This is a genomic window from Lactococcus sp. LG1267 (assembly GCF_017309545.1).
GTDB classification, from domain to species: Bacteria; Bacillota; Bacilli; order Lactobacillales; family Streptococcaceae; genus Lactococcus; species Lactococcus petauri.
In genome coordinates this window covers 927,687-951,904 of sequence record NZ_CP071295.1, presented here as the reverse complement: position 1 = coordinate 951,904, position 24,218 = coordinate 927,687, and the positions used below count along the sequence as shown (strand labels likewise).

Below are 24,218 nucleotides of genomic sequence, written 5' to 3'. Positions count from 1 at the left end.
TTAGAAAAATGTTGTAAAGCCATAATAGCCTAAACCAACAATAATGAGAAGTGAAAGGATATGCAAACTAAGCGTTAAAGACTGTAAAAGTTTGATATCCTTGCAGTTCTTAATCTTTCTTTGAACAAATTGAATGATGCCCCAAACATACCAGGCACAGAAAGTAAGAACAGTAAGTGAGCCACCAAGGACCAGTAAGTAATAGGGTATTTTTTCCATTTATTTTTTCTCCACAATATTGTAATACACAAGGCTTGTTCCTTTATAGATTAACCAATAAATAAAGGCTAAAGCAGCAATGGTTCCTAAGCTAATCCAAAGAATTAACTGGCTATCCATGATTCCAAAGATACCAATAAGTTTACTAATCATAATGTAAGCAAAGCTGAAATGTACAATCGTCATTGCGATTGGCAATAAGAAAATCATGCTCACTTGTGACTTGATGGTCTTAGACACTTGCTCTTTTGATAAACCTACTTCTTGTAGAATCTTGAATGAACGTTTGTCTTGCACACCTTCTGACAACTGTTTGTAATAGATAATCAAGGCAGCACCTAAAATGAAGCTAATGCCAAGAACCAAACCGATAAAGACAAAGGCACCGATTCCAGTTCTAACTTCTTTCATCTCAGCTGAACGGAAGCTGAGCATATGATCTCCATCATTATTACCTAACGCATTTGTTAATCTTTCTTGATCTTTTTCTGCAATATCAAAGTTAACTGTCACAGATGGACTCACTTGATAAGCTTGTTCACCATCATTGTTTGCTTTATTATAAACCTCAAGAGCTTGATGTAATGCTGCATCATTTGGGAAGATAAGAAGCATTGGCGTAGTTATATTCATCATGATAGGATACTTGGTCAAATCCTGAGTGGCCATGATGTCTTTCACTTCATATTTTGTGCCAAACCAATTAAACTCCTTAATTTTTGGATAAGCACCAAAGTAATCCAGGATATTAATTTGGTTACCAGAAATATCAGCAACATTTTCATCTAAATTTTTCAACGTTTGTAAAGTTGTCATTGAAAATTGAATGGCTGTTTTTTGGTCCCCTGTCGGAGTAATATTTAGCGTTTTTTCTCCTTCTTTTTGACCGTTACCCATTAAGTAGTCTGCACTTAAAGCTGTTGTGACATTTGATATTTTTACACCCGCTTGGTCTGCTTTTTCTTGTAAATCTTGGGCCAGCTGATTACCTGTTTTTTCTTGTGAATAAACAGTGTATTGTCCTTCTTTTGGAAAAGCACGTTCAACAGTTTGGGTTGAGCCTAAGAAGATACCGATTGTAACTACTAAAGTTACTAAAGTCATCGACAAGAGAATGGTAATATTGGCCAAGCCAACCGCATTTGCTTTCATTCGGTAAAGCATTGAGCTGATCGTAATAAAGTTTTGCGGTTTATAGTAAGAATTACGTTTTTTACGCCATTTCAAATACCAAACGGTAAAACTGATATAGAAAAAGTAAGTTCCCAAAATAACTGCTAGAACTGCAAGGAAGAAAGTTGAGAGTGCTTTAACGGGATTATCAACATTTAGTGCTAAGCCATAGCCAACTACCAGTAAAACAATACCAATCAAGGCCATGAAAATGTTTGACTTAGGCTCTTTTTCACCTTTAGATGCTTCTCTTAACAAATCGAGACTTGAAGATTTCCAAATGATAAATGTTCCAATAATAAGAAGCAAAGCAAAGAAGAGCAAGAATATTGCTGCGACTGTTAGAATAGAAGCTGGTGTAATCGCTAAGTTAAAGTTACTTTCACCAATCATATTGATAAAAATCAGGAAAAGAAACTTAGAAAAAGCAATCCCAACAATTGTACCGATGATGACAGTCGCAATATAACTCATTACGAGTTCAAAGAAAGAAACAAGGGCGATTTTCTTTTTCCCTAGTCCGAGAATGTCATAAAGCCCAAATTCACGTGAGCGTTGCAACTGTAGGAAACGATAACTATAAATGAGAATAATCCCACCAAAGATAGCCAAAATCCACATCGCAAAGGACATCATTTGCCCAACTGCTGCGCCACCCTTCATTTTTTCAAGGGATGGAGATTGTGCAATTGCAGCAGTAACAAAAAGCAAGACAAACATTGTTACACTCGCTACGATGAAAGGCGCAAATGATTTCAACCCTTTTTTCAGATTTTGTACTGCCAGTTTAAAACTAAGCATTATCGGCTACCTCCGTTTCGCTTGAGTCAGCTGAAGCTCCCAAGAATGAAGTCATTGACAAGGTAATTTCTTTTGCAAACTCTGTTGATGACTTATCGCCACGATAAAGTTGATGATAGAGCATTCCGTCTTTAATGAAGAGGACACGTTTTGCGTGACTTGCAGCTAAGCTTGAGTGAGTAACCATGATGATTGTTTGACCAGCATCATTGATATTTTCGAAAAGTTCAAGCAGACTCTCTGAGTTTTTATAGTCCAAAGCTGCTGTTGGCTCATCTGCCAAAACAAGATCCGGTTGAGAAATCAGAGCACGCGCAACAGCCACACGTTGCTTTTGCCCCCCTGATAATTCAAAAGGTTGCTTTTCTAAAAGTGTGTCGATATTCAACTTAGGTGCTAAGTTTTCAAGACGTGCTTTCATTTTCTTTACTGGTGCTTTAGAAAGTACCATGGGAAGATAAATATTGTCCCTTACTGATAAAGTATCCAAGAGGTTGAAATCTTGGAAGACAAAACCGAGATGTTCACGGCGGAATGCTGAGATATCCTTGTCTTTAATGGCTGTAATATCACGTCCTGAAAGTAAAACTTGACCAGCTGTGGGTTTTTCCAAAGTTGATAAGATATTCAAGAGTGTTGTTTTACCTGAACCTGACTCACCCATAATAGCAATGTATTCACCTTCTTCGACAGAAAAATCAATGTCAGCAAGAGCCGTTGTTTCTTCTTTTGAAAAGCGTGTTTTGAAAACTTTTTTGATATGTTTAACTTCTAATAGCATTTTTTCTCCCTTGTCACCTTTAAATGATTAATTTAATTTATCTTTTGCTTTACTTGGCAAGTCATTTTTTTGAACTTCTTCCCAGTTTGTTACACCTTTTGCTTTATTATCTGTCACTTTAAGATAAGCATCTTTACGTAAGTTGTGTGTAGCTGTAAAGGAAATATCTTTTTCTTCGCCATTTTTATCATAAGAAGGTAGATTGTATACATAATCAACATAACGTTCGCCTGAATCACTTTTGCCGGCTTTCTTTGTTCCATCTTGTGTAATTTTTACGTAACGCTCCGTGCCCCCATAGCTTGATTTGTACCAGCCATATCCTAGGCCACCAATCACTACTGCTAGAGCAAGTAAGCCAAATAATACTTTTTTCATATTGTTACCTCTTTCTTACTAGGTTTTGTTTTTCTTAACCCTACACTTTTATTCTAACAAATTATATTTTCTGCAAACTTACACTTTTGTAATAAAAAAACTAGCCTTATTTTTGAGACTAGTTTTTATTTCATCAGAAGTTTTTTAAGCGTTCCTTATAGTTTTGAAAAGCCTCTTGTAGCTCTCTAAAACTATCGCTTGAAAACTTATCACAGATTTCTTGGGCTAGGACTGTAGCAACAACATTTTCCATTACTACTCCAGCCGCTGGAAGAGCGGTTGGATCAGAACGTTCAACGCTCGCTTTATAAGGTTCATGCGTTTCAGTATTGACAGACATGAGAGGCTTATATAGGGTCGGTATCGGTTTCATGACACCGCGAATAATAAGGTCCTCACCATTAGTCATGCCACCTTCAAAACCACCAAGATTATTACTTTTTCGGTTATAGCCTGTTTGCTTTTCCCAAAGGATTTCATCCATAACTTGACTGCCTTGACGTCGCCCGGCCTCAAAACCAAGACCAAACTCCACACCCTTAAAGGCATTGATAGAAACGACAGCTGCTGCGATTTTTGCATCTAATTTACGATCAAAATGTACGTAAGATCCTAAACCAGCCGGAACATTTGTAGCACGTACCTCTACAATTCCACCGATGGTGTCGCCAGCTTTCTTTATTTTATCAATATATGAACGAATTTCCTCAGCTCTTGAAATATCCACAATAGACAAATCATTTGTACCAGCTTTGGCTTTGATTTCCCTAACAGTGAGTTCTGGAAGTTGAGCAACAACATCTTTGCCTCCAAAATTAACCACATGATAAGCCAGCTCCATATCAAGCTGCTTGAGCAAAGCCTTGGCAACTGCTCCTACAGCTACTCTCATCGTTGTTTCACGAGCAGAGGAGCGCTCAAGTGTATTTCGCAAATCCTCAAATTCATACTTCATCCCCCCTACCAAGTCAGCATGTCCTGGTCGAGGTTTTGTCAATTTACGTTGTCTCTTAACGGCATCATCAACTTCTTCTGAAGCCATAATTTCCGTCCAATGTGAGAAGTCACGATTGGTTACATTAAGAGTAAGTGGACTTCCCAAAGTTTTACCATGACGCAAACCACTGGTGATTTCGACCTGATCAGATTCTATCTTCATGCGACCACCTCGTCCGTATCCTCCTTGACGGCGCTTCAATTCAACATTGATGTCAGAAGCTTGAAGTGGAAGTCCTGCTGGCAAACCTTCAATGATTGCTGTCAAACGTGGCCCATGTGATTCACCTGCTGTAAAAAAGCGCATCTTAATCCTCCATTATTTTTTGGTAAATTGGTAGTAAATCATCGATAGTTTCGAGCATTTCCTGTAATATCATATCATCTTGTTGACCATCAAAACGGTCAGCTTTCCAAATTCTACCCATCTCTAACTCTGATTTTTTTATATTTTTCAACCGAGTAACAAATTCTTCAAGATGGCTACTTCCATAAAAATCAGACTTGGTATGATCTTTAGATAGAACAAAATCCTTGGGTAATGAGAGATCCGAACTCAACTTCTGAGCGTAATCTGCTTGTCCTTTGGGTTGATCAATAATTGAAAGGTAGATGAACACGTAATCTTGCCAAATCCCTAATTGGAAATGCGGCTCCATTTTATAACCACGCTTTTGTGTGCCAATAGCAGACCACGTGTTTTCAGGTGCATTGCTTGTCCGCCGACGATGCTGTGCAATATGCAGGTAAAACTCCTGTTCAGGGAACGACTGCTTTATTCTTTCTTTTAGCTGTTCTCCTATTTCCATAAAAATCGGTTGAATTTCAGCACGCACTCCCTGCATACGCATTTCCAATCCTTCTATATCAAAGACTTCAAATGATTCTTTTTTAAACATATTTCCTCACAAAAATTTTATACAAATAATCCCTACCAACATTACTGCAACACCTGCAACTTGGATAAGACGTATCGGATAGCGATCTGAACGCCACCAACCAAACTGTTGCACCAACATTGAACCAATGATTTGTCCAAGTAATGCCATCATTATATTTAAGCCAGCCCCTATTTTTGGCACTGCTAAAACGGCGCCAAGAACAAAGAAGGCTCCCCAGATACCTCCCAATATATTCCATTTTTTTATCTTACCTAATTCAACTTTTGTAATTAAGCGACGTTCAATCACTAAAGTCACACAGACAATGGCAATCAGTCCAATGAAGAAAGACATAAATGAAGCTTGAAACGGCCGATGCAACAAGGTGCCCAAATGTCCATTAATAGCCTGTTGAACCGCAGTGAATGAACCTGATATTATCGCCCAAAGGCGCCAAAGCATCAAATTGGGCTCGGCTTCAACTTGTCCTGCTTTTTCACGTAAGCTAGGTAAAACAACGGCAATGAAAAGTCCAAGTATAGTAACAATAATCCCCAATATACGAATAGGACTCATCGGAATTTGGACCGCGTAAAACCAACCAAAGCTGTCAATAACAACTCCAGTTAAAATTTGTCCCAAAATAGGCAAGATAACAGTCTGCACAGCACCTAGTCGTGGAAAAAGAAAGACATTCGATGTAACATATACTGGACCGAGTAATCCACCAATCCATATCCAAGCAGGATGAGACTGGACAAATTCAGTAGAGGGGAACAAATCACCGGTCAAAAGTAATGAGATTGTACCTAAGAAAACAACCCCAATAATTTGAGAAATTGTTGATGCCCAAAAAGGCGAATTAACATTTTTGCGAAGATCGGCATTAATCGGGTTTTGGTTTGCTAGTAAAAAACCCGCAAAAAGTGCTATTCCAAGATAGACAAACATTATAATTTTTTAATTATTCTCTCCATTGTATTGATATTACGACTTGTAAAAAGGTATTTATAGACTGTTTTACCTAAGACTTTACCAAAAGCTGTTGTTAGAGTCGCGTCCTTTGGCCCCTTCCAATAAAAAGTATTCGCTTGGACAAGCCCTTCTTCCCTACTTGTTTTCAGAGCATTAAACTCGCTTTGAGCAATTTGAGAAAAGGTTTATTTTTAACAAGCTTTCTTATTTCTTGTTCGGTTTTTATAAAACTATGCACAGGTAAAAAAGATAGATCAGGCAAGGTTTCGCTGCTAAAAATGACATTCCCTGTAGCTAAAACAGTGAAACATCTGTAAGACCAGCTGCTTCAAACTCTTTTTTTAAGTCTGTCATTTTGAGTTTACTACCACCCACATTTATTCCACGAAGAATGCATAGTATCTCATTTCAAATATTCCTTCATTTCTTGAAGGCTTATCTCATGAATTTTGGCCTGTCCAATTTCGGGAACAAGTACGGTCTTAATCATCTTGCCTCGCGCTTTTTTATCATGGGTTAGGATTTCAAACAAAGCTGACTCATCCCATGGTTCATAAGTTTGAGGAAGTTGAAACTTTTGGAGTACCGCTTTAATTTGAGCAGTTAGTCCTTTAGGCATCAGCCCCTTACTTTCCGCCACTTTACTTATTTGGATCATTCCAATAGCTACAGCCTCCCCATGCATGACCTGCCCATAGCCAGCATAAGCTTCCATAGCATGACCAATTGTGTGTCCAAAGTTCAAATAAAGTCGCGTTCCCTGATCAAACTCATCTTCCACAACAAGTTTCCGTTTCACATCGCAGGCTGCCCGAATAAAATACTCTGCTTCTTGCAAAAGTTCATCGGCATCCTGTATCTCATTTAAGCGGACCCAGAGTTGTTTATCGGCAATCAAGGCACACTTGACGATTTCACCAATTCCCTCACGAAAATCACGTTTCTCTAAGGTTTTCAATACCTCAGGATCAATCAGAACACCATCTGGCTGAGCAAAAGTTCCAATCATATTTTTAGCATAATCACTATTGATTCCTGTTTTTCCACCGATGGAACTGTCGACCTGAGCTGTTAAACTTGTTGGTATTTGGAGAAAGTGAATGCCCCTCATATATGTACTGGCGGCAAAAGCTGCTAAATCCCCAACAACGCCTCCACCTAAAGCAATCACTCCATCGGAGCGTGTCAAACCATGTAAGGCACAAAATTCCCATAGTTTCTCTACAGTAGACAAGTTTTTACTTGCTTCACCTGCTGGAAAAGTAAAAGTAAAAACTTCAAATCCTTCATTTCTTAACTGTGAAACTGCCTCTCTTCCATAGAGAGGTTCAACATTGTCATCGGTGACAAGCACAACTTTTTGTTGTTGCCAGAGTTGTGCAACCCATAGTCCCACTTGTGACAAGCTTCCCTTCTTAATAATGATATCATAAGGGTGCTCTGGAAGATTAACATTTAACCTCATCTTTTTCCTCCAATTCCTGTCTAATCTGCTCAACAGGCATTTTTTTTCCTGTCCATAATTCAAAAGAAGCGGCAGCTTGATGAATAAGCATACCAACTCCATTCATCGTTGTTCTACCTTGGTTTTTCGCCCATTTCATCATTGGTGTTTCACGGACCTTGTAAATCGTGTCTACCACCAGAATTCCTGGGGGCAAAAGAATTGAAGTAGGGAGCGGCATTGCTTCGCCAGACATCCCTACTGGTGTTGCATTAACGAGTAAGTCTGATGTCATAATTTCTTTTTGCAATCGTGAATGATCAGCTAGGTCATAAAGTTTTATGGTAATTTTTGTCTGATGTGACAATTTGTCCAAACGTTGTTCTAAACGTGCATAGGAGGCTGAATGTCTAGCAAAAACCGTGATTTCGTGCATTTCAAGCAAAGCAGCCTGAACAATTATGGAAATCGCAGCACCACCACCACCAATTAGCGTGATTTTTTTATGACACGGTTTAAACTTTAACGCCCTGAAGAAACCTTGACCATCCGTATTGTAACCTATTAATTTCCCCTTCTGATTGACAATCGTGTTGACTGCTCCAATCAACTGTGCTTCTTCGGATAATTCATCAATAAATTCCACCGCTTTTTTCTTGTAAGGCATCGAAATATTCAAACCATACATGTCCAATGTTCTGACATTGTTAATTGTCTGTTCGAGAATTTTTTCATCTTCCAAATCCCAAGCCAAGTAGATAGCATTTTCATTGGTCAGCTCAAAAGCGCGATTATGAATAAAAGGAGAAAGACTGTGCTTAATGGGATGTGCTAACACAGCAGCCATCCGAGTGTATCCATTTATTTCCATCGTTCACCTGTATTCCCTTTGTTTTTGACATAAAAAAATAGTATTAGTTTCCTAATACTATTATAACTTATTTTAAGCGGCTTTGCGCCCTGCGAAATACCGTTTGGCAACGCCAATCACTGCTGGAAGTAAGGATACAGCAACGATTGCTAGCATGACGAGTTCAAAGTTTTTCTTGATGAAAGGTACTTGTCCAAAGAGGAAACCTGCCCCTAAAGCGACGATAACCCAAGCAAAACCACCTAAAAAATTATAAAGCACGAATTTTTTATGCGGCATGCGGCTTGTTCCTGCTGTAAAAGGAACAACCGTACGAATGATTGGCATAAAGCGCCCGAGGAAGATAGCCCACGAACCCCATTTAGCAAAGAACTGCTCTGCTTCTTCAATGTACTCTGGCTTTAAAAATTTAGATAGCGTTTTATGTTTTGGAATTACATCTCCAAATTTACGCCCAATTTCATAATTCAGAAGATTGGCCAGAAAAGCTAAACTCCCCATAATCAAAATCAGAAGAGGCATTGATAATTTATCTGGATACATGGCGGCCATCGATCCTACAAAAAAGAGAATTGAATCCCCCGGTAAGAACGGAAAAATAACCAGCCCTGTTTCAATAAAGATGATAGCTCCTAAAAGAACATAGACCCAAACGTGTGCGCCTGGTGCATTCAAAAAACCAGAAATCCAGTCATTGAAGAAGCCAAACATCGAAAGTGTTGTAAACATATTTTTATATTTTCCTTTTGTTATGCTGTTACTGCATTTTTTATTTTACACTAAAAGCTTGCCTTTATCAAATTCTCATTCGTCTATTTTTTTAGACAAAATTATTATTTTTATTTATTCGGACTGATTTTCATGTCACATTTTATGACACAATTTATTTTTTTCAGCCTTGTTTTATGGTATACTGACAAGTATATAATTGTTTATATAATTAATGAAACTTAGGAGAAATAATGAAATGAAGAAATTATTCCTTACATTGTCTTTAATATTCGCCACGATTACTGGAATGTCCTTTGCAACTGCTCATAATGTTAGCGCTCAGGAAACCGTACGTATCGCGAGTGATAATGCTTATGCCCCTTTTGAATTCCAAGATTCAGATAAAAATTGGGTAGGTATCGATGTCGATATCATGAAGGAAGTCGCTAAAATCAATGACTGGAAGCTTGAGATGTCTTTCCCTGGATTTGATGCTGCTCTTCAAAACTTAAAAGCTGGAAAAGCTGATGCGGTCATCGCTGGGATGACGATCACAGACGAACGTAAACAAGTTTTTGATGTTTCAGATCCTTATTATACTTCAGCCATTACTTTAGCTACAACAAAGTCTTCTACACTTAAGAGCTATGATGAACTTAAAGGCAAAGCTGTTGGTGCTAAAAAAGGAACAGCTTCATATGACTGGTTGCAAAAAAACCAAGATAAATACGGCTATACAATCAAAACTTACTCTGACGGTGTTCACATGTTTGCCTCACTGGCTGCAGGAAACATCGTAGGTGCGATGGATGAAGCTCCTGTCATCTCTTATGCCATCAATCAAGGGCAAGACTTGGCAATCAATCTTCCTTCCTTCTCACTTCCTGGGGGTTACGGTTTTGCTGTAATGAAAGGTGAAAATTCTAAACTCATCGATGGTTTCAACAAAGCTTTGACTCAAATGAAAGCCAATGGCGAGTATGACAAAATCGTTCAAAAATATACTGGTGGTAAGAAAGCAACTCCTAAAAAAGATGTTTACACTATTGCCTCAGATAATAGCTTCGCCCCATTTGAATTCCAAAACACAGATAAAAAATTCACAGGTATTGATGTAGACTTACTTAATGCTATTGCTAAGCAACAAGGCTTCAAAATCAAATGGAACCACGTTGGTTTCCAACCTGCGGTAGATGCAGTTCAAGCAGGACATGCTGACGCTATGATGGCGGGTATGTCAATCACTGATGCACGTAAAAAAGTCTTTGACTTTGGTGATGCCTATTATGATTCGAATTTGACACTTGCTGTTTCTAAGTCAAATGAAGACATCAAGAAATGGGAAGACCTAAAAGGAAAACAAGTTGGTGCCAAGAACGGGACAGCTTCTTATGACTATTTAACGAAAAACGAAAGCAAATACGGCTATACTTTAAAAACATTTACTGATGCTACTTCAATGTATTCTTCATTGAACAATGGTTCAATTCAAGCCTTTATGGACGATGAGCCTGTAGTAAAATATGCCATTAAACAAGGACAAGAATTTAAAACTCCTTTTGAAGGTATCCCAACTGGTCAGTACGGTTTTGCTGTGAAAAAAGGAACGAACCCAGAGCTTATCGAAATGTTTAACAACGGTCTTTCTTCACTACGTGCTAGCGGTCAATATCAAGAAATTGTTGATAAATATTTAGCTTCAAAAACTGAATCAGCAACAGAGTCAGATACGGAAAGTACAATGCTTGGCATCTTGAAAAACAACTGGAAACAGTTAGGTAAAGGTCTCTGGATCACTATCCAATTGGCTTTAGTTTCCTTTGTTTTAGCAATGATTGTCGGTGTAATCTTCGGCCTTTTCTCAGCAAGTCCATCACCAGCTCTCCGTACAATTTCACGTATTTATGTCGATCTTAACCGTTCAATTCCTCTTTTGGTATTAACAATTTTCATTTTCTATGGTATCCCAAATATGTTGCAACTCCTCACAGGTCATCAAAGTCCTTTGAATGAGTTTACAGCCGGTGTTATTGCCTTAACTCTTAACGAATCAGCCTACATTGCTGAAATCGTTCGAGGCGGTATTGCTGCTGTTCCAACTGGCCAAATGGAGGCCAGCCGCTCTCTTGGTATTCCTTATGTGAAAACAATGCGAAAAGTAATCTTGCCACAAGCTGTTAAGATTACCATTCCTAGCTTGATTAACCAATTTATTATTACGCTGAAAGATACAACCTTGGTATCTGTTATCGGATTGGTTGAACTCTTGCAAGCAGGTCAAATTATCGTTGCACGTAACTTCCAAGCTTTCCGTGTCTACGGTTTGATTGGTTTGATTTACATGGTTGTGCTGCTTCTCTTAATGTGGGCAGGACGTCGCATCGAACAAAAAATGAAATAAGGAGATTAAAGATATGTCTGTACAAATCGAAGTTACTGATCTTCACAAAACATATGGTAAAAACGAGGTTCTCAAAGGAATCTCTGCAAAATTTAACAAAGGAGATGTTGTTTGTATTATTGGTCCTTCAGGTTCTGGTAAATCAACATTCCTTCGTACACTAAATGGTTTAGAAGACGCAACAAGTGGCGATGTTATTATCAATGGGTACAACCTTACAGATAAAAACACTGATATTAACTTGGTTCGCCAACATGTCGGAATGGTTTTCCAACACTTCAACCTCTTTCCTAACATGACCGTTTTAGAAAATATTATGTATGCGCCCGTTGAGCTTAAAAAGCTTACAAAAACTGAAGCAAAAGAAAAAGCTCTGCGCTTGCTTGAAGCTGTTGGTCTAGAAGAGAAAAAAGATACAATGCCTGAGATGCTTTCAGGTGGTCAAAAACAACGTGTAGCCATTGCCCGTGCCTTGGCTATGGACCCTGATGTTATGCTCTTTGATGAGCCAACTTCAGCACTTGACCCTGAGATGGTTGGGGATGTTCTTGACCTGATGCGTCGTATCGCAGACGATGGCATGACAATGCTTATCGTAACACACGAGATGGGCTTTGCACGTAAAGTTGCTAACCGTGTCATGTTTACAGATGCTGGTGTTATCCTTGAAGATGGTAAACCAGAAGACCTCTTTGAAAACCCTCAGCATCCACGTTTACAAGACTTCTTATCTAAAGTATTGAATGCGTAAAGCCAAAAACGTTTGTCTCTTTAAAAGAAACAAACGTTTTTCTTTTTCTGCAAGATAATATAATAAAACTGAAAGGATATCCCCTTTCAGTTTTATTATTGAGTTGCGGTAATTTCAGTTGTATTTTCTGAGTTCTTCTTATTTCCTTCAGGATTTTTTAGGTCAGCCAGATAATCTTCTTTTGGCTTTGCATAAATTCCTGCTTCCATATCAATCACTTGTGGCGCTTGAAGTTGCTTCGCAATACTTGGATAGTAAGGAACCTTCTCGGTAATTTGACTGAGAGAAACACGTACTTGATTACCATCTGACATATCCAAAGCGATAAAGTCTTTAGTTGCTTTAGTCGGTGTTTTCGTAACCGTCGTAATCAAACCACGTATTTCAGGCTTCAATTTCATATAGGCTGTAATAAACTTTTCGACTTCTTCATCGGAAAAGTTTTTTAGTACCGGAAGTTTCGAAAGTTTATCCTTAGCTGTTTCTTGATCCTTGAGGATATGACCACTTTCTAACACTTGGTAAGTTTTACCCTTTTGTTCTACATAAGCAACTTTTTCGAACTCCGTGACTTTAGCCTCGATATTATTGGGAAAACTTACGTGTAAGTTGACAGATTTAACACGTGGAAATTGTTGAACAATACTGTTTTCAATAGCTCTTTTATTTCTGAGCACACCATAAATCCTATCCGTTGGCTTCAAACGTGAAGCCTGTACGATAGATTCAAAAGACTCATTTTTATTACCTGAAACCGTAAACGTCCCAATTTTGCTTATCGGGGACACCGCGTAAATCGAAGTTAAAAACAATAAGATTGCCAAGAATAAGACGGGCCACATCTTTTTGAACACTTCGAAACTTCCTTCAAAAAAAGAATGTTCCGGTTCTTGTTCTTCAAAATCCTCAACAAAATCATCTGAGTATCCTTGCTCAGACTCTTCTGCTTCTACAAAAGATTCTTGTTGCTCGATTTCTTCCTGAACTTCAGGAGAATCTGCTTCAATATCTTCTTTTTTCTTAAAAAACTTCCGTTTTTTGGGTTCTTCAGACTTCTCTTGATTTTCAGCTGCTTTGCGGCGCTGATATTCAAGATGTTTCTTTTGCCAAGGCGTAAGGTTTTCTTCACTCATTATTTTTTAATTTCTTTCACAAGTTGATATAGTCGATCGCTAGCATCAGGTACTCCTGCTTTTTCACTGGCTACAGACATAGCTTGGTAAAGCTCTTCGTCAGAAAAGATTTCAGAAATGCTGGCAAGCATTGTATCTGCTGTAAGATTGACATCTTTAATCATCTTAGCAGCACCGATATCTACAAGAGCTTGAGCATTCTTTGTTTGATGGTCTGCTGTGACATTTGGACTAGGCACAAAAATCGTTGGCAAACCAAGTGCAGTAATTTCAGCAATCGTTGTCGCACCTGCTCGACATAATATTAAATCTGATGACGCAAGAACTTCGAGCATATTTGAAATATATGGACGGATAGCTATATTTGCAGCATCGGCATATTTTGCAAACTCTTCATGATCTTCATCAAAGTAGATTTGTCCTGAGGCATAGACGATTTGGTAATCCGCTTCTGCAAACTTTGGTAGAGCAGCTTTTACCGCCTCGTTAATTGTTTGAGCGCCTCGTGACCCTCCAAAAATAACTACCGTTTTCTTACTTTTTTGAAGTTGATATTCTGTTTCCAGAATATCGGTAGCTTTTAAAGTTGCAACTTCCTGAGCACGTGGATTACCAGCAAAAACTGTTTTGGATTCTGGGAAGAAGGGTTTGGCTGCTTCAAAGGCGACCGCAACTTTGTCCACATATTTACTCAAGAACTTATTTGTAATTCCTGGAATTGAATTTTGTTCATGAACGATAGTCGGCACATTGAGCTTAGCTGCTGCGTAAAGTACCGGTCCAGCCACATAGCCTCCTGTTCCAATAACCACATCAGGTTTAAAATCCTTAACAATTTTCTTCGCATCTGATGTAGATTTCAGGAACTTGTAGATTGTCTTAAAGTTATTTAAAGAAAGGCTACGACGAAAACCTTGTACATCCACAGTTTTAAAGGGCACGCCTGCGGCAGGCACAATCTTACTCTCCAAGCCGCGTTCTGTACCTACATAGAGGATCTCCGAGTCTGGCTCTATAGTTTTCAGATGCTTTATAAAGGCCAGCGCAGGATAGATATGACCTCCCGTTCCGCCTCCAGTTACAATAATTTTCATACTATTTCCATTCACCTTTCAATTCTTCGAAAGCTTTAATAAACATATCCCCACGTTCTTCAAAGGTCTTGTACTGATCCCAGCTGGCACAAGCAGGACTAAGTAAAATAGTGTCCCCCTCTTCCGTCTTATTAAAGATTGCTTTAAGAGCTGTTGCGACATTTTCACTGTGGAGTGTTGGAATCTGCAAGCGATCTGCAAGCTCTTGCAGCTTTGGTGCAGTCTCCCCAAAAAGAACCATACCTTTAATCCCTGTTACAGAATCCGCGAGGTCTTCAAAACCATTACCACGGTCTAGTCCGCCAGCTAAGAGCCATAAGCGACTGTTTTCAAAACCTGACAAAGCTTTTTCTGTTGCCAGTATATTTGTGGCTTTGCTATCATTGTAGACTTTACGTCCTGCAAGTTCACCAAGATACTGCAAGCGATGTTTCACACCTGAAAAGCTTGTCAGCACTTCAATAATTGCATGATTTTTAGCACCCGAAAGCTTGGCAACAGCTATTGCTGCCAGAGCATTCTCTAAATTATGTTCCCCAGGCAAAGCTAGGTCAGCTGCATCCATGATGAATTCATCTCGGAAATAAAGTTTACCTTCCAGCGCATAAGCGCCATCAACTTTATTTTCAGTTGCAAATGGCACAACTTGAGCTGCTGTGTGCTCTGCTAGAGCTCGACATTTTTCCTGATTAAAGTTGAGAATGAGGTATTGCTCGGAAGTTAAGTTTTCTTGAATCCGCCATTTGGCAGCTTCATAAGCTTCTTGAGAGCCATGGTAATCTAAATGCGATGAAAATATATTGGTAATGAGAGCGATTTGAGGCTTGAAATCTACAATTCCCATCAGTTGAAAACTTGAGAGTTCCATCACCAAAGTATCTTGAGCACTCGCATGGGCAGCTACTTCAGAGGCGGGAAAACCAATATTTCCTGCTAATTTTGCAGACTGACCATCCGCATTTAAAATATCTGCTATCAGCGTTGTTGTTGTTGTCTTACCATTGGTTCCAGTAATCCCAATAATTGGAGCTTCCGAAACAAGATAAGCAAGTTCAACTTCTGTAACAATTGGAATCTTTTTATCCAATGCTTTCTTTATCATTGGGTTATCATAACGAATACCTGGATTTTTTACCATAAAATCAAAATCTTCGTCTAAAAGTTCAAGGGGATGGCTGCCACAGATAACTTCAATGCCTTCTTCCAAGAGGGCTTGCGCGGCAGGGTTTTCTTCAAAAGCCTTTCCGTCATTTACAGTTACGTGTGCACCTAGAGTATGAAGCAAGCGTGCTGCAGCTTCTCCTGATTTTGCTAATCCGAGGATGAGTACTTTTTTTTCTTCAAAAGTTTTGATTTTTTTCATTGTTCCTATTCTTTCTACTTCCCTCTATTTTACCGCTATTTACCTATTTTTTCAATATAGAGTTTGTATTTGAAAGTTTTACTGTGAAAATAAGAGGTCTTTTGCAAAGAAAAAAAGAGCATAAGCTTGCTCTTTTTATTTAAGCTTTCAAGAAGCGTGAAAGGAAAGCGCGCGTCCGTTCTTCTTTCGGAGCTCCGAAGATTTCCGCTGGCCGTCCTTCTTCAGCAATAACCCCTTTATCCATGAAAATTACACGATCACTTACATCACGCGCGAATTCCATTTCATGTGTAACGATAACCATTGTTAAGCCTGTTTCAGCCAGTCCTTTCATTGTCTGTAAGACTTCGCCTACCATTTCGGGATCAAGCGCTGAAGTCGGCTCGTCAAATAATATCACATCTGGATTCATAGAAATTGCACGAGCAATCGCCACACGTTGTTTTTGTCCGCCGGAGAGTTGTGCAGGTTTGGCATTAGCAAAGCTTGCCATGCCCACTTTTTCCAGATTCTCGAGCGCAATAGTCCGAGCTTCTTCTTGGCTTTTTTTCAATACTGTAACTTGCCCAGCCATAACATTTTCGATAACATTCATATTGTTAAACAAGTTGAAGCTTTGGAAAACCATGCCCAGATGCGTGCGATATTTAGGAATATCGAAGCCTTTTGCTAAAACATTTTCACCTTTATAAATTATTTCTCCACCAGATGGCTTCTCCAATAAATTGATTGAACGAAGTAATGTCGATTTACCACTTCCAGATGAACCAATAATCGAAATAACTTCGCCTTGATTTACCGTTAAGTGAATGTCTTTTAACACTTCATTACTGCCAAATGATTTTTTTAAATGATTGATTTCTAAGATTGCTGTCATTTAAGCGTCCCCCGGTTCTTGTACTTGCATTTGATTTTGGATTGGGACGTAAGCGTCTGGTCCATCCATTTTTCTTTCTACAAAGCGTAGAATACGTGTTACTGTAAATGTTAAGACAAAGTAAATTGCACAGATGACAGCAAAGGTTTGGAAATACATAAAGTTTTGTTGCGCCACTGTTGTCCCTTGGAAAAAGAGCTCAGTTACTGAAATTACAGATAAGACTGATGTATCTTTGATATTAATGACAAATTCATTTCCTGTTGCTGGAAGAATATTTCGCAAGACTTGTGGTAAAACAACCTTGCGCATAGTTTGCCCATGCGTCATTCCGATAGCTTGCGCGGCTTCAAATTGCCCTTGATCCACAGAGAAAATACCGCCACGTACAATCTCCGACATATAAGCACCTGTATTGATGGACACAATAATTAGCGCAGCTAAGGTCCGATCCAAACTCAAGCCAAAAGCTAGAGCTGTTCCATAGTAAAGCACCATTGCTTGAACAATCATTGGTGTACCACGGAAAATTTCAATATAAGCTGAAATAAGCCAGCCAAATACTTTATGTAAAAAGGCTAAAAATTTATTACTAATTTCTGGAATAGTACGATAAACGCCAATAAGAAGACCTAAAACCGTACCAATAATCGTACCAATCAAAGAGATGAATAAGGTCATCCCTGTACCATTAAGAAACTGTTTGCCGTTATCTCTTACAATACTGATAATTTGATCATACCAAGCGCCTTGTGTTTTAGCTTCTGGTTGAGCAGCAATCATTTCATCCATCAGTTCTTTTTGGTCTTGAGGTGTAAAACCTGTCAAAAAGCTATTAATTACAGGTAAGTTGGGATCATTTTTACGTAAACCTACTGCGACTGTTGTATCATCAGAGTTTGTGACAAAACCTTTTCCTTCGCCAAATTCAATCATTTTGAAGTCTGGATTTGCTTTCTCTGCTGTCACTCCTTCGGGACGTTCAGCTACATAACCATCGATGGCTCCACTTTGTAAAGCCACACGCATGCTTGAAAAATCTTTCATTGCTGTTTGCTTGTTAACACTTTCAATCTGGTCAATCATGTTATAGTGAAAAGTTCCCAGCTGAGCAGTGATTTTTGCACCAGAGAAGTCTGCTAAACTCGATGCTTGAGCAAAGGGACCGCCACTTTTGACCATCATTACAAGGTTAGATGTGTAATACGGTTCTGAAAAGGCAATTTGCTCTCTACGTTCCGCAGTTGGCGACATTCCTGCAATAATGCCATCGATTTTTCCGGATTTTAGAGCTGGCAGCAAGCCATCCCAACTTGATTTGACGATTACTAATTCTTTATTTAACTTATCAGCAAGTTTTTTTGCAACTTGTACATCGTAACCATTAGCCCATTGACCATCTACACCATCAATAGGGACAGCACCGTTGCTATCATCATATTGTGTCCAGTTAAAAGGGGCATATGCAGCTTCCATTCCGACACGGAACTGTTCTGCACTCACTTTTGAACTACCGATAAATAATACCGTAAACAACGTCGCGACAAGTAAGAATAAGTTTGTTCTTCTCATAATACTCTCTCTTTCATTTTTCCAAATAAAAAGCAACCTTTACACAGAGAGGTTGCTAAACGTTGTACGTGATTCATATTATCAGTAAGTAACGAATAGCACTCCGCAAAACTGCGACAGTTCAGCAAGTATCCCTTGCTGCCCCAACAAACTCACTTGGACGAGTGAATTCATTTCGGCAATGTCTCCTCCGTTTTACTTCAACGCTTGTCCAGCTCAGTAAAACTTCCTATTCATTGCGACCTCTATCATTTTATTTGTATATTGTATTTTAAATCTTAACCTTTTTTTAAACGAATGTCAACAATTTTCTCGAATTATCAAAAAACTCAAGAAATAAGATTAAGATTAAAAGCCCAATAAGTACTTTTATATAATCACTAGATTTTTTATGTTTATTTAATCTTAGGAATTTTTAAAGTAAATTTCGATCCTTCGCCTACAATGGAAGTCACACTGACATCCCCGTCATAGTTTTCCACTATGCGTTGGATAATAGACAGACCAAGACCTGTTCCACCTATATCTCGATTTCGTGCTTTATCGGCACGGAAAAAGCGCTCAAAGACATGTTTTAAATCTTCTTGACTAATGCCATAGCCACGATCCTCAACTGTTGTAATAATGTATTTGTCATCTTCTTCTAGATGGATTTTCACTTCTTGGCGATCTTTAGGCGAGTATTTTATCGCATTATCAATCAAAATTTTTAAGCCTTGTTCATAATGGTTGGGATAAATATGAGCCAAACTACCCGGCGTCAAGTAATTCTCAACAGTTAAATTTAAATCAGGATGAATAAGGAGAAAGTTTTTCTTAAGAAAATTAGAAACTTCTGTTGGATCACAGATCAGATCTTCATCTTGAAAATCAATGCTTTCAAGACGGGCCAATGCAAGCATCTCCTCTAACATCGTTCTCATCGTGCTAACTTCTTCTATACTGGCCTGTAAAGACTCCTCAAGCACTTCAGGATCATTTTTCCCCCATCGATTCAAGAGATTCAAATGACCATCTAAAACTGCAAGTGGCGTACGTAGCTCGTGACTGACATCAGAAACAAAACGTTTCTGCTGATCAACGTAATCGTTAAGCTTAATCATCATGTCGTTATAAACAGTCGCCAGTTCTTCAATTTCATCGCCTGTTTGAATCACTACAGGTTTGAAATCCGCCTTCAAATTATTGGCACGTGTAGTAATCGCATCGTGCAAACGCTCTAGAGGCTTGATATAGCGACTTGCCATAAAATAACCGACAAACTGAGCAATAAAGAGAGCAATAATTTCTAAGATAATCAAGGCAATCAGCAGCTTTGTTCGCACGCTGTAATAATAACTCATATCATAGAAAGCCTGCACATAGCCAATCAGTTTCCCTGTTTTCTTAGAATGAACGGGTCGTTCAACCAAATAACCAGAATATTCACCAAATGTACGTACAGCATGAGTAGAATCCCCCACATCTTTCCTTAGCGGGAAACCATACGAATTGGTCGAATAAATCAAATTTTCACCGACATCAAAGACATAAAAAGACTTCCTAGAACCAATCATACTTCCAAGTGTTTCTAGCTCATTTTCTTTTCCCTGACTGGATGCTGTGTAGTCTTTGGCATAAGCCAAATAATTCGCAAGATTGTCCTCCGACAGTTTGCTTTCCGATTGGGACAAACTTTGCTCAACATTGTCCAGAGCTTTCATCATGTCCTCTTTTTCAGAATTGATGAAGGTTGTTATGGTCAGTTGATAAACTAATACTGTAAAAATAGTGAAGGTTATAAAACAAAAAATCGTATTTGCAAAGGCCCAACGTAGCATGATGCTTCGCTTACGCTCGGGCAGATTTTCTGCTTTTTTCTTCTTCGAATCAAAAAATTTTACCATGTCGCATTTTTCTATTTCTTTACATCGCCATAAAAGGAATAAATCTAGTGGCAAAACCACTAGAAATCTTCTTATATATTCCCTATATTATTTGCGGTCACGCATGACATATCCCATACCACGAACCGTTTGAATATAACTTTCGCGGCCTTCCACGTCAATTTTGTTACGCAAATAGCGGATATAAACGTCAACAACGTTTGTTTCTGTACCTTCTTCGTAACCCCATACTTCAGAAACCAAGTATTCGCGTGTTACGACATCACCCACATTTTGCATCAGGGTCAAAAGCAAATCGTATTCACGACGTGTAAGGTCAATAACTTTTTTTCCGCGATGTACAGTGCGGTTTGTTTTATCAATTACCAAATCACGGAATGAAGTATTGTCTGATTTTTCAATCGTATGGATATGGTCTTCACGACGGAAGATTGAACGGACACGCGCTAACAATTCTTCAATTGCGAATGGTTTTGTAATATAGTCATCCGCTCCAATATCAAGACCTGCTACACGGTCCATTGTTGAATCACGTGCAGTCATCATAATAATATGTGTATCTTTTTCACGACGTAAGCGTCGTGCAACTTCAAAGCCATCCAGCTCTGGGAGCATTAAGTCGAGCAAAATCAAATCATAATCTTTTGACATTGCTTCTTCAAGACCTTTACGACCATTGTCTTGAACCGCAGTTTGATATCCTTCGTGTTCAAGCTCAAGTGAAACAAATCTCGCAATGTTTTTATCGTCTTCGATAATCAAAATACGTTTAGATGAATTCATAGTTTAGCCTCATTAATATCTTTTCTTTTTAATTTTATTTCCTCTATAATGAAATTATAATATAATTGTAATTTTGTTGCAAGTGTTTTATGAGATTTTTCTTAATTTTTTTCTTCGGAAAAGAAATCTGCCAATCCTGCAAAAGGTGATTTATTTTCTTTATCTGCTTCTTCTTCTTTTTGTTTCTGATAGTCTGCTTCAGACAAGACAGACCAGTTCTTGCCAGAAGGTAAACTTGTGGCTCCAGCTTTCTCATCTTCTGCTAAAATTTGCAAGGGAATTTCTAAAAGAATATTATCAGCTACCGATTCTGATAGACTAATCCAATCTGCTTCCAATGTAAATATCATGTCACTGTCCAGTAAATCTTCATTCTTTTTAAGAAACTCATCTGTGGTGAAGGCTTCATTCACAGTGATTGACATAAGATACTCTACTGGCTTCAAGCTCCGTGATGATGGTAAAGTCAAATCCACTTCAAGTGCATAATCCAAGTAATAGATGCCATCGTCATAGGCGATTTGTCCTTGAACATTTACAGGTTTTGCATCAAGAATTTCTTCTGAGCGTTGCTTAAGTTCTTGCGTTAAATCAAGCGCTTCTTCGAATTTAATTATTTTCTTTTTTGATACTTCTAAAATAGACCATTTCATATTTTATTTTTCCTTTATCTTTATAGTGAGTTTAAAAGAAGGCATATTCACGCATGCCTTTAATTTTATATGTGTATACTATCTGTTTCTATTATATGATATTTTTTTTAATTTTTATAGCCCAATGAACTAAAAGATGTTCAGAATTTGCTTACAGTTGGACTTGATTTACCATAGCAAATTAGAGCGATAATAAAAAAGCGCCGAAGCACTTTTTTATTTTCCATATTTCTTGTTGAAACGAGCGATACGTCCGTCCGCTGCTTGGAATTTTTGACGGCCAGTGTAGAATGGATGTGAGTCAGAAGAGATTTCCACACGAATCAATGGATAAGTGTTTCCGTCTTCCCATTCAACAGTTTCTTTCGAACCTTTAGTTGAACCGCTCAAGAATTTAAAACCAGTAGTTGTATCCAAGAACACAACAGGTTGGTAATTAGGATGGATGTCTTTTTTCATTTTGCAAAATTTCCTTTCTGCCTTGGACTGTTTGCCAGACCAAAGTTTGTTAGACCTTAATATTCTAACAGATTTGTTGCTGAAATTCAAGCTTTTTTGTTATTTAAAATACTATTTTTCTTTTTTCAAATAACCGAACATCAAACCAGAAACAAGAGCACCAATCAAAACAAAGAGAAGGTATAAAAGTGGGCCATTTGTTAGAGCTAAGACGAAGATACCCCCGTGTGGTGCCATCAATTTAAGACCTGCCGCACCAACGAGTCCACCTGCTAAGGCTGAACCAACAACAAATGAAGGAATAGCACGTGCTGGGTCAGCAGCACCAAATGGGATGGAACCTTCTGTAATAAATGAAAGTCCCATAACAATATTTGTTAAACCTGATTGACGTTCTTCTTTTGTAAATTTATTTTTGAAGAAGAGGACGGCAACTGTAGTTGCAAGAGGTGGAACCATACCACCAGCCATAACTGCTGCCATAACGACTGAGCCACCAGTAGCAACACTTGCGGCCAATGTTCCTGTACCGAAGATATAAGCAGCTTTGTTAATTGGTCCACCAAGGTCAACTGCCATCATACCACCAACGATAATACCAAGAACTAAAGCTGATGCTCCATTAAGGCTGTTCAAGAAGTTTGAAAGGCCTGTATTGATTGCTGCCATCGGAATATTGATGAAAAGCATGAGCAATCCTGTGATGAATGTCCCTAAAAGTGGGAAAATCAAGATTGCTTTAATCCCATCTAACGATTTAGGCAAGACAGTCAAGAGCTTACGCAAGAGGATAATGACACCACCAGCAATGAAACCACCAACTAAAGCGCCAAGGAAACCTGATGGAATCATTGTAGCTGGATCAAGTTTGCCAAAGGCAAGACCAGAGGCAGCCATTGAACCCGCAACGAAACCTGCAACTAAACCAGGTTTATCTGCAATTGAGTTGGCGATAAAACCAGCTAGGACTGGGAGCATAAAGGCAAAGGCTGCGCCCCCGATATTTTTAAAGTAAGCCGCAATCGGATGATAAGAACCAAGGTTGGCCAATTGATCTTTAGGCACACCCATTGATTGGTCTATCAAGAAGGCAAGAGCAATCAAGATACCACCACCAACAACGAATGGTAACATTGCAGATACACCACCCATAAGGTGTTTGTAGAAGGCTTTACCAATACCGCCAGAGCTTTCTTCTTTTGCCTCATCAGCGGCATCAGCTTCAAATTTTGGTGCATTACCAGAAACTGCCTTATTAATGAGTTCTTCGGGTTGACGAATAGCGGCAGCGACAGGAACTTGCACCATCGGTTTCCCTGCAAAGCGATTCATTTCCACTTTCTTATCCGCTGCAACGATGATACCGTCAGCTTTTTGAATATCTTCAGCAGTCAGCTTGTGGTCAATCCCACGCGCCCCATTTGTTTCAACTTTGATGGCGATGCCCATTTCAGCAGCTTGTTTTTTAAGTGCTTCTTCAGCCATATAAGTGTGTGCAATACCTGTCGTACATGCTGTTACGGCTAAAACATAATGCTCGCTATCAGTGACTTGCTCAATTTCTTCTGTATCTTCAGAGAAAAGCTCTAACACTTGACGCGGATATTTTGCTTCTTTTACTTTGTCTGTAAATCCAGCTTGCAAGAGGAACTTAGAAAGTTGTGCTAAAGCTTCCAAGTGTGTGTCATTTGCGCCTTCTGGTGCTGCAATCATGAAGAAAAGATTAACAGGTTGTCCGTCTAGGGCTGCATAATCCACACCTGCATTTGATTTTGCAAACAGGACAACAGCTTCGTCAACCGCTTTATTCTTGCTGTGTGGCATGGCAATACCATCACCCAAACCAGTTGAAGTTTGCGCTTCACGAGCCATAATTCCAGCTTTAAATGTATCAAAATCACTGACGTAACCTTCTGCGACTAACTTGTTTACCATTTCATCCACGGCAGCTTCTTTAGTCGTTGCTTGAAGGTCCAAAATCATGACTTCTGTTTTGAGTAAATCTTTGATTTCCAT

The 24,218-nt window shown here is 38.8% G+C and carries 23 protein-coding genes and 1 riboswitch; of the genes, 2 read left to right on the top strand and 21 right to left on the bottom strand.

Features of this window, described 5'->3' with window-relative positions:
* From J0J33_RS04725 to J0J33_RS04675, 11 genes are all read right to left on the bottom strand, one after another.
* On the bottom strand, positions 1 to 219 hold the full coding sequence (locus tag J0J33_RS04725) for a hypothetical protein (protein WP_019292060.1): 219 nt from the start codon (positions 217 to 219) through the stop codon (positions 1 to 3).
* The gene (locus J0J33_RS04720; RefSeq protein WP_206888310.1) at positions 220 to 2,193 is read right to left on the bottom strand and encodes an FtsX-like permease family protein; all 1,974 of its coding nucleotides are present in this window, start codon (positions 2,191 to 2,193) and stop codon (positions 220 to 222) included.
* On the bottom strand, positions 2,186 to 2,974 hold the full coding sequence (locus J0J33_RS04715; protein WP_019292062.1) for an ABC transporter ATP-binding protein: 789 nt from the start codon (positions 2,972 to 2,974) through the stop codon (positions 2,186 to 2,188). Before J0J33_RS04715 ends, J0J33_RS04720 begins: the two co-directional genes overlap by 8 nt.
* Positions 2,975 to 3,001: 27 nt before the next feature.
* Complete coding sequence (locus tag J0J33_RS04710) at positions 3,002 to 3,352, bottom strand: YxeA family protein (protein ID WP_206888307.1); 351 nt, start codon at positions 3,350 to 3,352, stop codon at positions 3,002 to 3,004.
* A gap of 133 nt (positions 3,353 to 3,485) precedes the next feature.
* The gene (gene aroC / locus J0J33_RS04705) at positions 3,486 to 4,655 is read right to left on the bottom strand and encodes a chorismate synthase (protein ID WP_206888304.1); all 1,170 of its coding nucleotides are present in this window, start codon (positions 4,653 to 4,655) and stop codon (positions 3,486 to 3,488) included.
* 1 nt (position 4,656) lies between these two features.
* Entirely contained in the window at positions 4,657 to 5,247 is a 591-nt protein-coding gene (locus J0J33_RS04700) for a DUF1054 domain-containing protein (RefSeq protein ID WP_061413556.1), read from the bottom strand.
* A gap of 6 nt (positions 5,248 to 5,253) precedes the next feature.
* On the bottom strand, positions 5,254 to 6,180 hold the full coding sequence (locus J0J33_RS04695; protein ID WP_019292066.1) for a DMT family transporter: 927 nt from the start codon (positions 6,178 to 6,180) through the stop codon (positions 5,254 to 5,256).
* 318 nt (positions 6,181 to 6,498) lie between these two features.
* On the bottom strand, positions 6,499 to 6,579 hold the full coding sequence (locus J0J33_RS10765; RefSeq protein ID WP_305067150.1) for a hypothetical protein: 81 nt from the start codon (positions 6,577 to 6,579) through the stop codon (positions 6,499 to 6,501).
* A 28-nt stretch (positions 6,580 to 6,607) separates the two neighbouring features.
* Positions 6,608 to 7,669, bottom strand: coding sequence for a 3-dehydroquinate synthase (gene aroB, locus J0J33_RS04685; protein WP_206888301.1), 1,062 nt, complete (start codon positions 7,667 to 7,669; stop codon positions 6,608 to 6,610).
* Positions 7,653 to 8,519 carry a shikimate dehydrogenase gene (locus J0J33_RS04680; RefSeq protein WP_206888298.1) on the bottom strand — a complete coding sequence of 289 codons (867 nt, stop codon included), beginning with the start codon at positions 8,517 to 8,519 and terminating at the stop codon, positions 7,653 to 7,655. The genes aroB and J0J33_RS04680 overlap by 17 nt, the downstream gene beginning before the upstream one ends.
* Before the next feature lie 72 nt (positions 8,520 to 8,591).
* On the bottom strand, positions 8,592 to 9,248 hold the full coding sequence (locus J0J33_RS04675) for a VTT domain-containing protein (protein ID WP_014024359.1): 657 nt from the start codon (positions 9,246 to 9,248) through the stop codon (positions 8,592 to 8,594).
* A gap of 238 nt (positions 9,249 to 9,486) precedes the next feature.
* Between J0J33_RS04675 and J0J33_RS04670 the strand changes: the two genes are divergently transcribed.
* Positions 9,487 to 11,631 carry an amino acid ABC transporter substrate-binding protein/permease gene (locus tag J0J33_RS04670; protein WP_061413561.1) on the top strand — a complete coding sequence of 715 codons (2,145 nt, stop codon included), beginning with the start codon at positions 9,487 to 9,489 and terminating at the stop codon, positions 11,629 to 11,631.
* A gap of 13 nt (positions 11,632 to 11,644) precedes the next feature.
* Positions 11,645 to 12,382, top strand: coding sequence for an amino acid ABC transporter ATP-binding protein (locus tag J0J33_RS04665; RefSeq protein ID WP_014024357.1), 738 nt, complete (start codon positions 11,645 to 11,647; stop codon positions 12,380 to 12,382).
* 95 nt (positions 12,383 to 12,477) lie between these two features.
* On the opposite strand, the gene J0J33_RS04660 is transcribed toward J0J33_RS04665, so the two are convergent.
* The 10 genes from J0J33_RS04660 to J0J33_RS04615 all read right to left on the bottom strand — a co-directional run bounded on the left by J0J33_RS04660 (position 12,478) and on the right by J0J33_RS04615 (position 24,218).
* Complete coding sequence (locus tag J0J33_RS04660; RefSeq protein ID WP_019293242.1) at positions 12,478 to 13,515, bottom strand: cell division protein FtsQ/DivIB; 1,038 nt, start codon at positions 13,513 to 13,515, stop codon at positions 12,478 to 12,480.
* Positions 13,515 to 14,609: an undecaprenyldiphospho-muramoylpentapeptide beta-N-acetylglucosaminyltransferase gene (murG, locus tag J0J33_RS04655; protein ID WP_019293243.1), complete on the bottom strand. Its 1,095-nt coding sequence runs from the start codon at positions 14,607 to 14,609 to the stop codon at positions 13,515 to 13,517. The genes J0J33_RS04660 and murG overlap by 1 nt, the downstream gene beginning before the upstream one ends.
* A 1-nt stretch (position 14,610) precedes the next feature.
* A complete protein-coding gene (murD, locus tag J0J33_RS04650; protein ID WP_165719432.1) occupies positions 14,611 to 15,972 on the bottom strand; it encodes a UDP-N-acetylmuramoyl-L-alanine--D-glutamate ligase in 1,362 nt (453 codons plus the stop codon).
* Positions 15,973 to 16,111: 139 nt separating this feature from the next.
* Positions 16,112 to 16,849, bottom strand: a complete 738-nt coding sequence (locus tag J0J33_RS04645) for an amino acid ABC transporter ATP-binding protein (protein WP_019292074.1) — start codon at positions 16,847 to 16,849, stop codon at positions 16,112 to 16,114.
* A complete protein-coding gene (locus tag J0J33_RS04640) occupies positions 16,850 to 18,421 on the bottom strand; it encodes an ABC transporter permease subunit (RefSeq protein WP_019293245.1) in 1,572 nt (523 codons plus the stop codon).
* Between the two features lie 88 nt (positions 18,422 to 18,509).
* Positions 18,510 to 18,677: riboswitch (Lysine riboswitch) on the bottom strand.
* 139 nt (positions 18,678 to 18,816) lie between these two features.
* On the bottom strand, positions 18,817 to 20,307 hold the full coding sequence (locus J0J33_RS04635; protein ID WP_019293246.1) for a HAMP domain-containing histidine kinase: 1,491 nt from the start codon (positions 20,305 to 20,307) through the stop codon (positions 18,817 to 18,819).
* 87 nt (positions 20,308 to 20,394) lie between these two features.
* Positions 20,395 to 21,090 carry a response regulator transcription factor gene (locus tag J0J33_RS04630; RefSeq protein ID WP_206921810.1) on the bottom strand — a complete coding sequence of 232 codons (696 nt, stop codon included), beginning with the start codon at positions 21,088 to 21,090 and terminating at the stop codon, positions 20,395 to 20,397.
* A gap of 101 nt (positions 21,091 to 21,191) precedes the next feature.
* Entirely contained in the window at positions 21,192 to 21,743 is a 552-nt protein-coding gene (locus J0J33_RS04625; RefSeq protein ID WP_206888295.1) for a DUF177 domain-containing protein, read from the bottom strand.
* A 216-nt stretch (positions 21,744 to 21,959) separates the two neighbouring features.
* Positions 21,960 to 22,202 carry a type B 50S ribosomal protein L31 gene (locus tag J0J33_RS04620; protein WP_003135050.1) on the bottom strand — a complete coding sequence of 81 codons (243 nt, stop codon included), beginning with the start codon at positions 22,200 to 22,202 and terminating at the stop codon, positions 21,960 to 21,962.
* 111 nt (positions 22,203 to 22,313) lie between these two features.
* The gene (locus J0J33_RS04615; RefSeq protein WP_019293248.1) at positions 22,314 to 24,218 is read right to left on the bottom strand and encodes a fructose-specific PTS transporter subunit EIIC; all 1,905 of its coding nucleotides are present in this window, start codon (positions 24,216 to 24,218) and stop codon (positions 22,314 to 22,316) included.

Excerpts from the sequence above, each read along its gene's own strand:
- J0J33_RS04620 (WP_003135050.1), bottom strand. The coding sequence starts at position 22,202 with ATGAAAAAAGACATCCATCCTAATTACCAACCTGTTGTGTTCTTGGAT.
- J0J33_RS04635 (WP_019293246.1), bottom strand. The coding sequence starts at position 20,307 with ATGGTAAAATTTTTTGATTCGAAGAAGAAAAAAGCAGAAAATCTGCCC.
- J0J33_RS04715 (WP_019292062.1), bottom strand. The coding sequence starts at position 2,974 with ATGCTATTAGAAGTTAAACATATCAAAAAAGTTTTCAAAACACGCTTT.
- J0J33_RS04665 (WP_014024357.1), top strand. The coding sequence starts at position 11,645 with ATGTCTGTACAAATCGAAGTTACTGATCTTCACAAAACATATGGTAAA.
- J0J33_RS04680 (WP_206888298.1), bottom strand. The coding sequence starts at position 8,519 with ATGGAAATAAATGGATACACTCGGATGGCTGCTGTGTTAGCACATCCC.
- J0J33_RS04695 (WP_019292066.1), bottom strand. The coding sequence starts at position 6,180 with ATGTTTGTCTATCTTGGAATAGCACTTTTTGCGGGTTTTTTACTAGCA.
- J0J33_RS04675 (WP_014024359.1), bottom strand. The coding sequence starts at position 9,248 with ATGTTTACAACACTTTCGATGTTTGGCTTCTTCAATGACTGGATTTCT.
- J0J33_RS04720 (WP_206888310.1), bottom strand. The coding sequence starts at position 2,193 with ATGCTTAGTTTTAAACTGGCAGTACAAAATCTGAAAAAAGGGTTGAAA.
- aroC (WP_206888304.1), bottom strand. The coding sequence starts at position 4,655 with ATGCGCTTTTTTACAGCAGGTGAATCACATGGGCCACGTTTGACAGCA.
- J0J33_RS04630 (WP_206921810.1), bottom strand. The coding sequence starts at position 21,090 with ATGAATTCATCTAAACGTATTTTGATTATCGAAGACGATAAAAACATT.
- J0J33_RS04625 (WP_206888295.1), bottom strand. The coding sequence starts at position 21,743 with ATGAAATGGTCTATTTTAGAAGTATCAAAAAAGAAAATAATTAAATTC.
- J0J33_RS04700 (WP_061413556.1), bottom strand. The coding sequence starts at position 5,247 with ATGTTTAAAAAAGAATCATTTGAAGTCTTTGATATAGAAGGATTGGAA.
- murD (WP_165719432.1), bottom strand. The coding sequence starts at position 15,972 with ATGAAAAAAATCAAAACTTTTGAAGAAAAAAAAGTACTCATCCTCGGA.
- aroB (WP_206888301.1), bottom strand. The coding sequence starts at position 7,669 with ATGAGGTTAAATGTTAATCTTCCAGAGCACCCTTATGATATCATTATT.
- J0J33_RS04710 (WP_206888307.1), bottom strand. The coding sequence starts at position 3,352 with ATGAAAAAAGTATTATTTGGCTTACTTGCTCTAGCAGTAGTGATTGGT.
- J0J33_RS04645 (WP_019292074.1), bottom strand. The coding sequence starts at position 16,849 with ATGACAGCAATCTTAGAAATCAATCATTTAAAAAAATCATTTGGCAGT.
- J0J33_RS04640 (WP_019293245.1), bottom strand. The coding sequence starts at position 18,421 with ATGAGAAGAACAAACTTATTCTTACTTGTCGCGACGTTGTTTACGGTA.
- murG (WP_019293243.1), bottom strand. The coding sequence starts at position 14,609 with ATGAAAATTATTGTAACTGGAGGCGGAACGGGAGGTCATATCTATCCT.
- J0J33_RS04725 (WP_019292060.1), bottom strand. The coding sequence starts at position 219 with ATGGAAAAAATACCCTATTACTTACTGGTCCTTGGTGGCTCACTTACT.
- J0J33_RS04670 (WP_061413561.1), top strand. The coding sequence starts at position 9,487 with ATGAAGAAATTATTCCTTACATTGTCTTTAATATTCGCCACGATTACT.
- J0J33_RS04615 (WP_019293248.1), bottom strand. The coding sequence starts at position 24,218 with ATGGAAATCAAAGATTTACTCAAAACAGAAGTCATGATTTTGGACCTT.
- J0J33_RS04660 (WP_019293242.1), bottom strand. The coding sequence starts at position 13,515 with ATGAGTGAAGAAAACCTTACGCCTTGGCAAAAGAAACATCTTGAATAT.